Below are 16,206 nucleotides of genomic sequence, written 5' to 3'. Positions count from 1 at the left end.
TCTTTTTTTTCAAAAAAGGATTTCCACTGCAATCGGGGCTAGAGTTGCAGTCATTCCTTTCAACATTTTAGAATAACCACAAAGTTTGTCATTCTTAGTCAAAAGTTAAATTTCTTTTGATTCTTGTATTTTTAAGTGAATTTAATTCACAGGAATTTTCGGCATTCTCTCACAAATCATCCCGATCAAAAAGAAAGACTTGAATTTCACTTCCTCTCTTTGAAGTCTGTATTCCAGATTCACGGGATTTGTATTCACAACACTAAAATTTTGGTTCAAAACAGCATAATCATCGACTCTCAGTTCAATACTGTATTCTCCGACAGGAATCATCTGGCTGATTATCCCGATTTCATTGGTTTCAATTTCAAAAATCCTACTATTGTTTGTTCCTTTAATGGAAATTGCGCATTTATAAATAGGATCATTATTTATTTTATCAAAAACCTTGAATTGTACATTTGCCGCAGTCGGCTGCACCTGAATAGGAAGTCGGATCGGAACAAAAATTCCGGGAGTTCTTATCGGTGTTGCAATAATCGGAGTTACTGGTTTTACGGTAGTCGGTTGAGGTTGAACAGGAGCCGCAACAGGAGTTACAGATCGTAGATTTCTTACACCTCCGAAAACATTCATATTTATTTTATTGTTAAAAATAGGATTCACTTTCGGAGCTTCCGTTACAGGTTGAAGAACAGGTTTTGGGGCATCTTCAGGAGTAGATATTTTTGCAGCATCTAAAGTTGCGGTTTTTCTGGTTAAGGTATTTAATTGATCAGATTTTATGGTTCTTACATTGGTTACAGCTTTCAGGAATTTCTGGTTATTGGTTTTGTTGACGAAAAGCTGTTGTTTCATAATCAGAGGACCAAAATAAATCAGTTGATTCGGATTATTTACAGTATCATTGGTGATGGACGGATCGAGAACGATTTTTAAATTTTTAATCAACATCATTGTTTTTGGAAATGCAGATAATTTAAAATCACTGGAAATTGTTTGTCCGTCGGATATTTTTTTAGGTTCTTTCCATTCAAACATTTCGGAAAGCATGAAATTTTTATTAAACCAGTTTCTTTTTAAATGAACAAATGAATAATCAAATTCCACTGCTAAAATCACACTTTCATCATAATCAATGGAAAGAATTTCAGAAGGCAGATTCTCATTGGAGCTTTTGGCTTCGGCGTGTAAAGTTTCCAGTTCGGTTTTCTCAAGTCTCATATTGTTCCAACCAGATTCATTTTCCATGAAATCATAAGGAATAAAATTAATATCATGAATCGAAGAATTGTTGATGACATCGGTTTTTTCGGCGGCTTCAAAAGTGTTTTTTGCATTTTGAGCCATTGCGAGATACAAATCGGCATCAGAATTTTTATTAACTCTGCTTAATTCTTTTTCAATTAAATCTTTACTGCCTTTCACTTTCCATTCAGAAAAAGCGAGTGCTTTTAGATTATTAAGGTTGATTAATTGATCGTTCCAGTTTGTTTTTTCTTCATCAGTATCCAATCCATCGAATAATTCAAGGTGAGTTCCTACATTATTAACCGCGGTTTCGTGAACCTCCTGATATTTTTTGTAGGATTTCAGTTCTTTCGTGTCGGCTCCTTTTGAATCAAATAAAATCGCACTTTGACTCGCAACGACTTTATCTAAACTTTCCTCTAAATTTTTTAAACTGTTTTTATCCAAAATATCTCTGTAAATATCAAACAAAGCATTATTGGGATTGAGATCCCAGAAATTCGGAGAAATCGGAACAGAATTGAGTTCATACGCCACGTTTTGTTTTTTAATAATGGAAAGCGCCTTTTTCTGATCATCATTTAATAAACTTGGAGGTTTTAATAATTCCAGTTCCTCATTTTCGTACACTCTCAGAGAAGGGCAGATCATCGGTAAATCATTTTCCATCGAACTTTGAGAGATATAAATGTTTCTCAATTTCTGGTAAACGGCAACAAAATATTTCATGGCAATTGGTTTTTGGTTATTAGTTGATTGTTGCTGGTTGTTGGGTTTTGGTTTTGGTTTTCAGTTTTTTTAAGTTTAATGTAAAACCAGCAATTGAAGTCTTTACGTCGGTTCGAGTGTTTTTCGTAAGGAAATGAAGGAAATGTATCGAGAACTTTTATCTAGATCAACTTCTCGATACGATTTTTTTTCAAAAATCTACTCGAAGTGACGTTGTGTTCAAAAAACATCAGATCAAAAATATCACATCAAAGTTTTTTGAAATAACCGACAGATTTTTTCTGTCGGTTACCCCTATTATGAGAAGAATATTATGATTTTCCGTCTGTCCAAACTTTGATGTCTGGGTTTGGATTTGGAGATTTTGGAATCACATGACATTTGTATCCGATGATATAAATTCCGTTGGACTGCAATTTTTTACCGCTCCATTTTGCATCAGTTTGAGAATTTTGGTTTTCATAATTGTGACTTCCACCAAATACGAAAGGTCCGATTCCCACTGCCGCTCCAGTGCTGATTTTTGTACTTGCTGCTTTGTAAGCCGTTGCGTTTTCGCTGAAGTCCAACATTACATCTCTTGCAATAATTAATTCCGTAACGATCATCGGCATCAATCCTTTTCCCTGACCATCACTGATGATGTCTCCGTTTAATGCTTGAGGAGAAGTTTCGTGAAGTTTCCAGTATTTAGACTCAACAAATTCTTCGCTGAACCATCCTCTTTCTACTCTTACTTTTCCAAGTTTAAATGAAATTTTAAGGTTGCTGAAATCTGTATTCATCGATGTTCTCGCCGTATTTCCGCTGTTTCTTGCTCCAATACTGAATAGTCCCATACTAAAGCCTGCTCCTGCGCTCCAATTATGAATCGTTTTAGAATAGTCGCTGTGCGCACTTCCTTCATACATGGAAATTGTCGGCCAGTTTTTAGATTCTTTCAATGCATTTGCAGAAATTGGAATAGACGGAGAATAGTTGATATAATCGATCACTCTCGTTCTCTGGCTGTTTCTGAACTCAGACTGAAGACGTTTTTTAATGACAAGCATGTGTTTTTCTTCAATTTCACTTAAATAATTCTGAATTCTTTCCACCGCTTCTTTGTATCCAAGAGATTGCCAGGCTTTTAATGCGGCATCTTCTCTTTTCTTCATATTTTTGCCGTCGATAGATAACGTTGCCATTGCATCCGGATCTCCGTTGTCTGCGTCTACTCTGATGGAATTGTTGGCATCCACGATATCGTAATATTTCATTTGATATTCGATATATTTAGAATACATTGGCGCAACGAAAGTTTGGTGCAATTCAGGTTTGTTAAGATCGTCAACCGGAGCATTTTCATCAAAATCAGGGTTTTTTACGACTTTAATTTTGAAAAGTTTGTCTCTCAGTTTTTCAAGATTTTTTTCAACCTTAGGATCCATTGGAGTGTCTACAACGACTGACCACTGCATCAGATCTTCGTATACTTTAGAAACTCTTTTAGAAGAATCATTAAAGATCGTGATCATTCTTCCGTTTCCATTTTCTGTAAGTGGTGGTAGAGTAGAAGGAATTGCGTCTACCATTGCAGAAAACTGTTCCATTTGAAGATATTTGCGGAATTTGCTGTCTTTCATTGCGTTTTGGAATTCCTCAAGATTTGTTTTAGGATTTCCGTTTGCATCTAAAATTGGTTTTCCTGTTCCGTCTAATAATGGTTTTGGAGCCGGAGCATTTCCGAAAAGTCCGTTTAACGCATAATCGAAAGTATCTTCTGTCAAAGTAATTCCGATCGGGTCGAATGCGATAAAATCATTAGGGCCGATAGAATCCGGATCTCCTCCGTTTGTAATAGAATCGTAAACTTGTTTTAAAAGCATACTCATTAATGAGTTTGATCTTGCTTCTTGAGTTAATGTTGGCATAATATAAGTTTTTTTAAGGTGTTTGTTTGCTTACTCTTTTCGGTTTTCAGCGTTCCCGATTTTCTATGATACAAATATCTTTCAGTCTCACAAGGAATTAGTCAGTGATTTTCCTATTTTGGAATGTGGTTTTTACGATAATTTGAATTTTGTTGAATATTATTGAATGATACCAAATTATTTTTTGAAAAATAAGAATGTGTAATATGCTTATAGATAGTTATTTATTATTTAAAACATAGTTAAATTTTAGTATTATTATAAAAATTTTCAAAATATTGCGATTTTAACAATTTTTTGGCAAATGTTTTGATATTGAAACAATGCTTATCGATAACAATTATAAAAACTAATAATCAAAATTTTAACAGTTTAAATATTTTCTAGTGATGAAACACATAAACCAAAATCAAGAATTTCGTTTCAACGAAGTTCTTTTCGAACACCGTAATAAAGAATATGGTGCATACGTTCTAAGAAACGAATCAGATAAAATTTTAACAAAAGCATTTTTTATAGGAGTCAGTTTATTGGCTGCAATTTCTTTGACTCCAGTTTTGATTAATGCTTTTAAAAATGATGTGGTATCTAAAGATGACGGTGGAGTTGTAATTAATATTAAAGATCCGGTAATTCCGGATGATGTTGTAATAGTTCCTCCAAAAGTTCAACCATTTCCGCAAACGACGGCTCCTAAATTAAAAACAGAGGATACTACAGTTCCAGAACCTACAACTCATGTAACTAAAGAAAAAGTTGTAGAAAAAATTGAAGGTGCTGTTGCTGGTATTAAAAATAATTCTGACGGAGAAACTGCTCCTACAAATACCTATGTGCCACCTCAGACTATTAACACAGGTCCAATTTCAACATCTCCTCCTCCTAAAATAATAGATAAAGTTGAAGATCCTAATGGTATTCCAACATCGGTAGATGTAGAAGCTACTTTTATGGGAGGAATTGATTCTTTCAGAAATAAAGTCATGAATAATTTTGATAATTCTGGATTTGAATCTGATGGAGTATTGAAAACTACAATTACATTTATTGTAGAAAAAGACGGAACGATTTCAGGAATTAAAGCAGATGGAAAAAATTCTGATTTTAATAATGAAGCAATGCGAACTATCAAATCTATTAAAGGAAAATGGGTTCCGGCTAAATTTAAAGGTCAAGCTGTAAGAAGTTACTTCAAATTTCCAATGTCCATGAAGTTTGAAGAATAACATAAAAAACAAATCTTGAATAGTTATCCACAAAGAATTTTTTTTGTGGATAATTTTTTTTATTGCTAAAATGCTTATTAACAATATTTTAACTCAAATTTCGTTTTATCCATTCATTCAGAGCAAGGAAAAATGTGTATTTTTGAAGCTTAAAGTTCGAATAATGGCAAAAATCATAGGTATCGCTAATCAGAAAGGAGGTGTTGGAAAAACGACAACAGCCGTAAATTTAGCAGCAGCATTGGGGGTATTAGAGAAAAAAATATTAATTATTGATGCTGATCCTCAAGCAAATGCAACTTCTGGTTTGGGAGTTGAAGATGTTCAGTATTCTACTTATAATCTTTTGGAGCACAGTGTTGAGACCATTAAGTGTATCAAACAAACAGCTACTCCGAATTTGGATATTGTTCCTTCTCATATCGACTTAGTCGCAGCGGAGATTGAATTGGTTGACAAGGAAAACCGTGAGTACATGTTGAAAAAAGCTTTACAAAGTGTAAGAGATAATTACGATTATATTATCATCGATTGTGCACCGAGTTTAGGTTTAATTACAGTAAATGCTCTTACGGCAGCAGATTCCGTTATTATCCCGATCCAGTGTGAATATTTTGCTCTGGAAGGTCTTGGGAAATTATTGAACACCATTAAAAATGTTCAGAAAATCCATAATAAAGATCTTGATATTGAAGGTTTGCTGCTTACAATGTACGACAGTCGTTTGAGATTGTCTAATCAGGTTGTGGAGGAAGTAAATGCACATTTCCCTGAAATGGTTTTCGAAACTATTATCAGTAGAAACGTAAGATTGAGTGAAGCACCAAGTTTCGGAGAAAGTATCTTGAATTATGATGCTGAAAGTAAAGGAGCTATACAATACATTCAGTTGGCAGAAGAGGTTTTATTAAAAAACGAAAAATTAGTAAAGAATTAAAAAGCGACTAGTCAGGAAGCTAAAGCTAAAAGCATAATATGAAGGACAAAAAAAGAGCGATGGGACGTGGTTTGGGCGCAATTCTAAGTGCTGAATCCAAAGCGACAATCAATTCTGCGACTGATGAGGGAGCAGATAAATTTGTAGGGAATATTGTTGAGATTTCGTTAGAAGATATTTATCCCAATGCGACCCAGCCAAGAACTTATTTTGACGAAAAGGCATTAAATGAACTTGCAGAGTCTATTAAAAACTTAGGTGTAATTCAACCTATTACCTTAAGAAAAGATGGCGAAAAGTTTGAAATTATATCTGGAGAAAGACGTTTCCGTGCGAGTAAAATTGCAGGATTAGAGTCTATTCCTTCTTATATCCGTTTGGTAAATGATCAGGAGCTTCTGGAGATGGCTCTTGTTGAAAATATCCAACGTGAAGATCTTGATGCGATAGAAATTGCATTGACTTACCAAAGATTAATGGATGAGATCGGTCTTACTCAGGAAAATCTTAGCCAGAGAGTTGGAAAGGACAGGAGTACGATCACAAACTCTATCAGATTGTTAAGGTTGAATCCAGATATTCAGAATGCAATCAGAAGTGGTGAGATTTCTGCTGGACATGGCAGAGCGATCATCAGTCTTGAAAGTGAAGAACATCAGCAGATTTTATTTGATTTAATTATTAAAGAAAAACTGAATGTACGTCAGGCTGAACAAGCCGCCACAGCAATAAAAAATCCGAAATCTCCGGCTGCAAAAAGAGCAAAAGCTGAGCTTTCTAATAATTATAAGAGGGTACAAAAGACGATTGCGGATATATTAGATGTAAAAGTTGAGATCAAAGCTGCTCCAAATGGTAAAAAAGGGAAAATTGTTCTGGACTTCAAAAATGAAGATGAGCTGGAATATATTTTATCTCACATTAAATAAATGAAGAAAATACTTTTCACATTTTTTCTGTGTCTGTTTGCAATTGCTTATTCACAGGTAAATCCTAATGATACGATTCGGGTGGAACATCATCCGAAAGATAGTGTGTCTGTGGAAAAAAAGAATATAAAGACTGAAGCAAAAGTTGTTTCAGATCTTGAAAAAGCAAACGGACCAACAAGAAAAACTTTAAAACTAAATCCTACAAAAGCTGGATTATATTCGGCTGTACTACCGGGTTTAGGACAGGTTTACAACAAAAAATACTGGAAAGTTCCTATTGTTTTGGGGGCTGTAGGAGCGGGTGTTGGTATTGCGGTCTGGAATGATAATCAGTATAAAAAATACAGAGAATATTACATCGCAAAATTGAACGGAACACCTAATGAATTTGTTGACAGTCGTCCTTGGCTGGATAAAGTGGCACTAGGAAACGTACAAGACAGAGCAAAGAGACAACGAGATTATGCAATCGCAATTACGGGTATAATTTATATTTTGAACATTGTAGATGCTGTTGTAGACGCACATTTGTATGAAAGCCGTCATGATCCGGATCTGACTTTCAGTCCTACAATGATTCAGGATCAGTATGGAATTGCTCCTCCAAAAACGGGCTTAAGTTTAAGTTATAGATTTTAAAAAATAATTAATGCAGTCTTAGCTGAGTGAAACGCCTTTGCGAACGGAAAATATACACGACAATTTTAAAGGAAATCTTTGCGGGCTTTGCGTTAAATTATAAAATTAAATAAAAAAGTACATGAAAATAGCATTAGTTGGATACGGTAAAATGGGCAAAATCATTGATGGAATTGCCACAAAAAGAGGGCATGAAGTTGTTGCCCGATTAAAAGAAACCCCAACTGCTGAAAATCTTAACAATCCAGATGTTGTTATCGAATTTTCTTTGCCAGAAGTAGCTTACGAAAATATCAAGGCTTGTCTTGAAAACAAAATTCCTGTAATTTGCGGTACAACAGGCTGGCTGGAAAAGAAATCTGAAATTGAAAAACTGGCTGTTGAAAATGAAACAGCTTTTTTATATGGTTCAAATTTTAGTTTGGGAGTAAATTTATTTTTTGCTTTAAACGAAAAATTAGCAGATCTAATGAAAAATGTGGATGAATATTCTTGTCAATTAGAGGAAATTCATCACATTCACAAATTAGATGCTCCGAGTGGAACCGCGATTTCCATTGCAGAAGGTATTTTCAAACACAATCCAAAATTTGACGCTTGGAAATTGGAAGAAACTCAAGGCAATCAACTGGGAATCTTTGCAATCCGTGAAGATGAGGTTCCGGGAACTCACAGCGTTTTTTACAAAAGCGAAGTGGATGAAATTGAAATCAAGCATACAGCTTTCAACAGAAACGGTTTTGCATTGGGAGCAGTAGTCGCTGCAGAATGGATCAAAGATAAAAAAGGAAATTTCGCAATGAAGGATGTTTTGGGACTTTAATTTGTAACAAAATCCATACATTGCAAACTAATAAGAATGAATGGTGAATTAATCATTTATCATTCATCAATTATATTATAGATTAGGCACAAAAATTTATGAATTATTTTTTAACGTATACAGTTTATGTTCTCATTTTGTCAGTATTGATGGGGATTTCCAGTTGGAAGCTGTTCAAGAAATTAGGGTATAATCCGTTATTCGCTTTTATACCTTTTTACAATTACTTCATTATTTTAAAAGAGACAAAACATCCTAAATGGTGGGCAATTTTATCCTATTTGCCAATCGTGGGACCAATCATGATGTCTGTTTTTCATTTATATTTGGTGAAAAAATTTGGTAAAACTCTTTTCAAAGATCAGCTACTTACGGTAATTCTTCCGTTCATTTATATGGCAACGGTGAATTATGGTAAAGATGTAGAGTTAGAAGATGAAAATGATTTGTTCTTAACAGACGAAGAAAAAAATGCAAAAAAGAAAGATTCTTTTATAGGATCAGTGACTTTTGCGGTAGTTTTCGCTACAATTATCCACGTTTTTGTAACGCAGCCTTTCGGGATTCCTACAGGATCTATGGAGCGAACTTTATTGGTGGGTGATTTCCTTTTCGTAAATAAATGGAGCTACGGTTACAGACTTCCGATGCGTCCTTTAGCAATACCTTTCTTACAGGGAACAATTTTTGATTCCGGTGAAAAAGGAAACCCAAAAGATGATCCAAAATCTTATGTTGATGCTGTAAAATTGCCTTATTCAAGAATTTTACAATTCAACAAACCTCAGAAAAATGATGTCGTTGTTTTCAACTATCCTCAGGATTCAGTACACACAGCGATCGACAGAAAAGATCCTTATGTGAAAAGATGTGTTGCCGTTGCAGGTGATACTTTCGAAATGAGAGCTGGAAGACTTTTTGTAAACGGAAAACCTGAAACGGTTTTGGGTGATCAGGAAGTTCAGCACGCTTATACGGTAAATACGGGAACTCAGTTAGATATTCCAAGTTTATATAACACTTATGGATTCTTACCTGTAAGAGAAATGCAAGGTGACAAAGGTTTCATCTACATGTTCCAGGGTCTTACTGATAAAACGGCAAAGGAAATAAAAACATTGCCGAGCGTAGTGAGCATGGAAGAAAATATTTATCCAAAAGATTCCGCTACGATTTCATATAAATTAAATGCTGATAAAACAGCGTATACAAAAAGTATTGATACAACTCAATCTATTTTCCCGATCAACAAACCTTGGAATCAGGATTGGTATGGTCCTTTGAAAATTCCTAAAAAGGGTGATGTTGTTACTATTGATAAAGAATCTCTTCCAATGTATCAATGGGTTATTTCTAAATACGAACATAATACTTTGGAGAACAAGAACGGAAAAATTTTCATTAACGGAAAAGAAACGAATCAATATACAATTCAACAGGATTATTATATGATGATCGGAGACAATAGAGATGCTTCCTTGGATGCGAGATTCTTTGGCTTTGTTCCTGAAGAAAATATCGTTGGAAAGCCGATGTTTACCTGGATGAGCTTGCAGGGAGCTTTCAAAGACGCAAGTTCTTCTTATCAGGCTCCGTTTAAAGTTCGTTGGGAAAGGATGTTTAAAGCTACAAATACAGGTGAAGCCAACAAAACTTCTTACTGGTGGGTTGCAGCAATGATTCTTATTTTATTCTTCGGATGGGAGTACTTCATGAAATTATTCAGAAAGAAAAAAACAGAAGAAGATTTATAAATTAAAATAAATTAGAAATAGAATGAAGTGTTTGAAAAAATACTTCATTTTTGCATTATGAATATGAAGAACGTATTATTACCGGTATTTTATTTACCGCCAATTTCATGGTTTTCAGTGTTTTTAGATCCTGAAAATGAAATTTCTTTTGAGCAGTTTGAAAGTTTTCCAAAACAGACGTACAGAAACAGAACCAATATTTATGGAGCAAACGGAAAATTATCATTAATCATTCCTATTGCTCATAACGGAAGCAGAGCATTTAAAGATATTGAAATTTCTCACCGCGAAGATTGGAGAAATCTTCATTGGAAATCTATAAAAACAGCGTATCAAAGTTCTCCTTATTTTGAGTTTTATGAAGATAAATTCAGAAAAATATTTGATTTGAATGAAAAATATTTAGTAGATTTTAATTTAAAGGGGCTTGAAATCATTCAGCAGATTTTAAAAACAGAAAAGGCATACTCTTTGAATGAAGAATATATCAAAATTCCGGAAGAGATTAATTTTAGAGAAAAATTTTCAGCAAAAACCCCTTCAGAATTTGAGATGGATGAATATTATCAAACCTTCTCAGATAAACTGGGATTTTTAAAGGATTTATCAATTTTAGACTTAATTTGTAACAAAGGACCGGAATCTTTGACTTATATTAAAAATATTAAACAATCATACTAGCATGAAAAAGGTATTATTAGCTGCTGTGTTTTTAGTGGGATTTGGTTTCTCTTACGCTCAGGAATCAAAAGCGGGTGTTGATCCGAAAGAAGATAAAGATTTGATGACTTGGTATCATAAAGATTTTGCTACAACGAAAGTTTATGGTATTAATACAGAAAATGCATATAAATTTTTAGAATCTAAAGGTCTAAAACCAAAAACAGTTTTGGTAGGAGTTTTAGATAGCGGAGTTCAGGTAGATCACCCGGGATTGATGAAAAATATTTGGACAAATCCAAATGAAGTTCCTGGAAATGGTAAAGATGATGATGGAAATGGATTTATCGATGATATTCACGGATGGAATTTCATTGGTGGGAAAAACGGAGATATCGGAATCGACAATATGGAGGTAACGAGAGTTGTTGCGAAATATAAGCCGATTTTCGAGGGAGATGATTCTACAAAAAACAAAGCAAATCAAGCTAAAATGCCTGAAGAATTTGCAATGTATATGAAGTCTAAAGAGCTTTTTACAAAAAAAAGTGTTGAAGCAAGACAAGGTTTTCAGACCTATACGATGATCAATGATGCTATTCCAAATATGGTAAAATTGCTGAATGGAAAATCTGTAACTCCTGAAAATATAGCTTCAATCAAAGCAACAGATCAGAAAGATGCTTTTGCTTTAAATGTTTTAACACAGGTTTCTCAAAGCCCTGATTTTAAAGGAAAGTCTTCTGCAGAATTCGAAAAATCAATCAAAGACCAAATGAAAGAAGCTCTTGATTATTTCGAGCCTCAATCAAAACAATATGATCTTTCTTATGATCCAAGAAAAGAAATTGTAGGAGATAATTATGATGATTATTCTGAGAAAAATTATGGAAATAATCATTATGAAGGTACTGATGCAGAGCATGGAACTCACGTTGCTGGTATCATTGCAGGTCTTCCGAACGGAAAAGAAGTTCAGTATGGTGTAGCTTCAAAAGTGGCTAAAATCATGTCTGTAAGAACAGTTCCTAACGGTGATGAGAGAGATAAAGATGTTGCAAACGCAATAAAATATGCTGTTGATAATGGTGCTAAAGTTTTGAATATGAGCTTTGGTAAACCAGTTTCTCCGGGTAAGAATGTAGTTTGGGATGCCTTTAAATATGCTCAGGATAAAGGAGTTCTTTTGGTAAAAGCTGCAGGTAACGAAAACGAAGATGTTGCAGAACATTTAGCTTATCCTACAAACTTTAAAAATGTAACAGATGAAAAACCATTTGTAAATAATGTTTTAGTTGTGGGTGCAAGTACAAATAAAAATGACGCATTAAGAGCAAGTTTCTCTAATTTCAATAAGAAAATGGTAAATGTCTTTGCTCCAGGTGAAGAAATTTATTCTACAGTTCCTCATAATGAGTATAAATATTTACAGGGAACTTCAATGGCTTCTCCGGTTGTAGCAGGTGCGGCGGCAGTTTTATTGGCTTACATGCCGACTTTAACTCCGGCTCAGGTCATTGAATCTTTAGTGAAATCGAGCAATCCAAGTACAGCGAATCAGTTTGGAGACTTCTCTCAGGCTGGAGGTATAATTGATTTGAAAAAGGCAGCAGAGTATGCTTACACAAATTTTTATAACGGAAAATCAGGTTCTGTAAAGAAGGCTGAAAAATCCGTAAAAAAGACTGTTAAAAAATAATATATCTTCCTGTTTTTAAGGTAGAACCATACAAAGTCCGAAATTTTCGGACTTTTTTTATTTTTATTTTTCAATTTTGGCACGGTTTTTTGTAACTTTATTCTAACAAAATAATAAACAACAAAATGAAAAAGTTACTACTTGCAGGGATGTTGGGAACAGCGCTTTTTGCAGTTTCGTGTTCCGCCGTTAATAACGCAAAAACAGCCCAAAACCAAAGATCAGAATTCCTTAAAATGAAAGGAGACTGGCAGATTGTGAGCATCAATTATGATAAGAATTTTAAGGTTAAACCCTTTGATGATGGTGTAGATGCACAATGTTTTGTAGGAAGTCATTGGAGATTGATTCCAAATAACTGGACAGGAGCTTATACAGTAAATGGAGGAGGAACATGTGGAGCAGGATTTAATCAGCCAATTAAAATCGATGTAGTAAGCGGAAATACTTTTAACTTCAAAAAAATTGCTGACGGTACAAAAGCAAAGCAGAATACAGCAGGATATACTTTAACACTGACAAATCAAACTACAGATCAATTTTCGCTTGAACAAAACATTCCTTTTGACGGGGAAAATGTAAGAGTTGTTTACAACTTCGAAAGAACTGGAATGAAATAATTTAATAAAAAAATATAAAAAGATGAAATTTACAAAAACATATATAGGAGCACTTTTCTTATCATCAGCTTTATTACTTACAAGTTGTGAGGCTGTACAAAATTCTAATCATCAGCAAAGAGGTACAGCCGTAGGTGTAGCATCCGGAGCTGTAATCGGTGGGATTTTAGGAAATAACGTAGGGAAAGGTAAGAACGCGGCTTTAGGAGCAGTTTTAGGAGGTATTATCGGTGGTGTTGCAGGTAACGTGATCGGTAATAAAATGGATAAGCAAGCTAGAGAAATTAAAGAAACTTTACCTGGAGCTCAAGTAGAAAGAGTAGGAGATGGTATTAAAATTACTTTAAATGAAAGTATCGTAAATTTTGATTTTGATTCTTCTAATTTAAAGGCTGCATCAATTACAAACTTAGATAAATTGGCTCAGGTTCTTAACAATAATCCTGATACAAATATCAACATCTATGGTCACACAGACAGTAAAGGTGCTGATGATTATAACATGAAGCTTTCTGAAAGAAGAGCAAATTCTGTAAAAGCTTATTTATCAGGAAAAGGTATTTCTTCAAGCAGATTATTTGCTTTGGGAGAAGGTGAAAGTATGCCGGTTGCAACGAATGATACAGAAGAAGGAAGAGCTAAGAACAGAAGAGTAGAGTTTGCCATTACTGCGAATGAAAAAATGATTAATGACGCTCAACAAGGGCAATAATTAATTAACATATAAATATTTTCGTAAATAACCGCAATAGCGGTTATTTTTGTATTTTTATGGTGGATATTTTTGAAATCATTATTTTTGCATTTGAAACAACATAAATGAAGAAATATTTTAAGCTGCTCCGCGTGGAGCAATGGGTGAAGAACCTGTTTGTTTTTGTTCCTCTATTTTTTTCAGGTAATATCAAGAATCTTGATTTACTTACCAAAAGTATTTTTGCTTTTATTATTTTCTCGTTGGCAGCGAGTGTCGTTTATATTTTAAATGACTACAACGACATCGAGGCAGATAAACAGCATCCCGAAAAAAGACGGCGACCTTTGGCGAGTGGTGCCATTTCAAAACCACAGGCAATTGGAATTTTTATCGGTCTTATTGCAGTAAATATTGCACTTGTTCTTTTTGCTCAGGCATATTTTCACGAAAGTTTGTGGAAATTTGCTACGATTGTAGGATTCTATTTTGTGATGAATCTTGCTTATACTTTTAAATTAAAACACGTTCCGATCATTGATATTTCTATCATTGCAGTTGGATTTGTCTTAAGAGTTTTGGCAGGAGGTTATATGACGGGAATCAGCATTTCTCAGTGGGCGATTTTATTGACTTTTGTTTTGGCATTAGTTTTAGCAATAGGAAAAAGACGTGGAGAACTGATCAATGCACAGGTTTCTGGTAAAACAAGAAAAGCTTTGGATGGGTACAACGTTCAGTTTGCAGATATTGCACTTTCTATTTCTGTAACATTGGCGATTATTTGTTACCTGATGTTTACGTTATCACCGGAAGTTCAGGCGAGGTTTCATTCGAGAGTTTTCTATACTGTGATTTTTGTTGTTTTTGCCTTTTTAAGATACTTACAACAGACTTTGGTATACAACAGAACGGAATCTCCTACCAAAATTGTTTATAGAGACAGATATATACAGGTTACCTTATTGTTATGGGTGGCTGCATTTTTAATTCAAATTTACTTTAAAAAATGAAGCCGAATTTTATACAGAAAGTCACCAATTGGGGCAATTTTCCCATAGTGGAAAAGGAAATGAAGTCTGAAGACAGCTTCAAAAAAATAAAAGAATTTGTAGTTAATAACAATGAAGTTATCGCACGAGGAAACGGAAGATGTTACGGAGATGCTTCATTGGGCGAACATATATTTTCAACAAAAAAATTAAATAAATTCATCAGTTTCGATCGTCTGAACGGAATTATTGAATGCGAATCGGGAGTTTTACTTTCAGAAGTTCTGGAAATTTCTGTTCCGCAGGGGTATTTTCTTTACGTAACTCCGGGGACTAAATTTGTTTCTGTCGGAGGCGCAATTGCATCAGACGTTCATGGGAAAAATCATCATGCAGAAGGTTGCTTTTCGGAATATGTGATTGAATTTAAATTAATGACCGAAAACGGTGAGATCATCACTTGCTCAAGAGAAGAAAACATCGAGAAATTCTGGGCTACCATTGGTGGAATGGGATTAACGGGAATTATTCTTACAGCAAAATTTAAATTAAAAAACATTGAATCTGCATACATTCGTCAGGAAAGCATTAAAGCCGAAAATTTAGATGAAATTTTTAAATTATTCGACGAAAGTGAAAACTGGACATATACTGTTGCTTGGATCGATTGCCTTCAAAAAGGAAAAGATATAGGAAGAAGTATTTTAATGAGAGGAGAACATGCTTTTCAACATGAGCTTCCTCAGAATTTAAAAGAAAAATCTTTAAGATTAAAGAAAAAATTTGAACCGACAGTTCCTTTTTATTTTCCGGGATTTGTTTTAAATGCTTTGACGGTTAAAATTTTTAATCTTTTGTACTATAAAAAGCAGTCAAAAAAAGAGGTTAAGAATTTCATCGATTACGAAACATTTTTTTATCCTTTGGACGCTATTCATGAATGGAACAGAATCTACGGAAAGTCTGGTTTTATCCAATATCAAATGGTGATTCCTAAAGAAACAGGAAAAGAAGGAATGAAAAAGATCCTTGAAACTATCGCAAATAGTGGCAATGGTTCGTTTCTGGCGGTTTTAAAACTGTTTGGAAAGCACAATCCTGAAGCGTATAATTCGTTTCCGGTTGAAGGATATACATTGGCTTTGGATTTTAAAGTTAATTCAAAATTAAAAAAACTGGTAGATCAGTTGGATCAGATCGTTCAGGAGTTTGGAGGAAGAATTTATCTTACAAAAGACAGCATGAGCCGATCGTCTCTGACAAATTATCTGAAAAACACGCAGAGTTCAAAATTTGTGTCTTTACAGCACAAAAGAATCTTAAATAATATTTAACGC

General features: G+C 34.3%; 14 protein-coding genes. 12 read left to right on the top strand and 2 right to left on the bottom strand.

Going from position 1 to position 16,206, the window contains the following annotated elements; all coding sequences use genetic code 11:
• Positions 1 to 141 precede the first annotated feature (141 nt).
• Both ABD940_RS17450 and ABD940_RS17445 read right to left on the bottom strand, forming a co-directional pair.
• Positions 142 to 1,980, bottom strand: a complete 1,839-nt coding sequence (locus tag ABD940_RS17450; RefSeq protein WP_345206831.1) for a hypothetical protein — start codon at positions 1,978 to 1,980, stop codon at positions 142 to 144.
• A 311-nt stretch (positions 1,981 to 2,291) separates the two neighbouring features.
• Positions 2,292 to 3,893 (bottom strand): hypothetical protein, encoded by a 1,602-nt coding sequence (locus tag ABD940_RS17445; RefSeq protein ID WP_345206829.1) that lies wholly within the window; start codon positions 3,891 to 3,893, stop codon positions 2,292 to 2,294.
• Between the two features lie 389 nt (positions 3,894 to 4,282).
• Here ABD940_RS17445 and ABD940_RS17440 point away from each other — a divergent pair, with 389 nt between their 5' ends.
• The 12 genes from ABD940_RS17440 to ABD940_RS17385 all read left to right on the top strand — a co-directional run bounded on the left by ABD940_RS17440 (position 4,283) and on the right by ABD940_RS17385 (position 16,203).
• A complete protein-coding gene (locus ABD940_RS17440; RefSeq protein WP_345206828.1) occupies positions 4,283 to 5,119 on the top strand; it encodes an energy transducer TonB in 837 nt (278 codons plus the stop codon).
• Positions 5,120 to 5,282: 163 nt separating this feature from the next.
• A complete protein-coding gene (locus tag ABD940_RS17435; RefSeq protein ID WP_345206827.1) occupies positions 5,283 to 6,056 on the top strand; it encodes a ParA family protein in 774 nt (257 codons plus the stop codon).
• Positions 6,057 to 6,094: 38 nt separating this feature from the next.
• A complete protein-coding gene (locus ABD940_RS17430; protein ID WP_345206826.1) occupies positions 6,095 to 6,985 on the top strand; it encodes a ParB/RepB/Spo0J family partition protein in 891 nt (296 codons plus the stop codon).
• On the top strand, positions 6,986 to 7,627 hold the full coding sequence (locus ABD940_RS17425; protein ID WP_345206825.1) for a DUF5683 domain-containing protein: 642 nt from the start codon (positions 6,986 to 6,988) through the stop codon (positions 7,625 to 7,627).
• Positions 7,628 to 7,748: 121 nt separating this feature from the next.
• A complete protein-coding gene (gene dapB, locus ABD940_RS17420; protein WP_345206824.1) occupies positions 7,749 to 8,450 on the top strand; it encodes a 4-hydroxy-tetrahydrodipicolinate reductase in 702 nt (233 codons plus the stop codon).
• Positions 8,451 to 8,548: 98 nt separating this feature from the next.
• The gene (lepB, locus tag ABD940_RS17415; RefSeq protein WP_345206822.1) at positions 8,549 to 10,204 is read left to right on the top strand and encodes a signal peptidase I; all 1,656 of its coding nucleotides are present in this window, start codon (positions 8,549 to 8,551) and stop codon (positions 10,202 to 10,204) included.
• A 57-nt stretch (positions 10,205 to 10,261) separates the two neighbouring features.
• On the top strand, positions 10,262 to 10,885 hold the full coding sequence (locus ABD940_RS17410) for a WbqC family protein (protein ID WP_425550371.1): 624 nt from the start codon (positions 10,262 to 10,264) through the stop codon (positions 10,883 to 10,885).
• A 1-nt stretch (position 10,886) separates the two neighbouring features.
• Positions 10,887 to 12,563 carry a S8 family serine peptidase gene (locus ABD940_RS17405; protein WP_345206818.1) on the top strand — a complete coding sequence of 559 codons (1,677 nt, stop codon included), beginning with the start codon at positions 10,887 to 10,889 and terminating at the stop codon, positions 12,561 to 12,563.
• Positions 12,564 to 12,688: 125 nt separating this feature from the next.
• On the top strand, positions 12,689 to 13,183 hold the full coding sequence (locus ABD940_RS17400; RefSeq protein ID WP_345206816.1) for a hypothetical protein: 495 nt from the start codon (positions 12,689 to 12,691) through the stop codon (positions 13,181 to 13,183).
• A 22-nt stretch (positions 13,184 to 13,205) separates the two neighbouring features.
• The gene (locus tag ABD940_RS17395; RefSeq protein ID WP_345206814.1) at positions 13,206 to 13,895 is read left to right on the top strand and encodes a YiaD family glycine zipper/OmpA-like lipoprotein; all 690 of its coding nucleotides are present in this window, start codon (positions 13,206 to 13,208) and stop codon (positions 13,893 to 13,895) included.
• Between the two features lie 107 nt (positions 13,896 to 14,002).
• Positions 14,003 to 14,890, top strand: coding sequence for a decaprenyl-phosphate phosphoribosyltransferase (locus ABD940_RS17390; protein ID WP_345206812.1), 888 nt, complete (start codon positions 14,003 to 14,005; stop codon positions 14,888 to 14,890).
• Positions 14,887 to 16,203: an FAD-binding oxidoreductase gene (locus tag ABD940_RS17385; RefSeq protein WP_345206810.1), complete on the top strand. Its 1,317-nt coding sequence runs from the start codon at positions 14,887 to 14,889 to the stop codon at positions 16,201 to 16,203. The genes ABD940_RS17390 and ABD940_RS17385 overlap by 4 nt, the downstream gene beginning before the upstream one ends.
• The last annotated feature ends 3 nt before the right edge of the window (positions 16,204 to 16,206 follow it).

Source organism: Chryseobacterium ginsengisoli, assembly GCF_039542325.1.
In the GTDB taxonomy this organism is placed as follows: domain Bacteria; phylum Bacteroidota; class Bacteroidia; order Flavobacteriales; family Weeksellaceae; genus Chryseobacterium; species Chryseobacterium ginsengisoli.
Note: the sequence above shows the minus strand (reverse complement) of the source record. Positions and strands in the feature narration are given on the sequence as shown.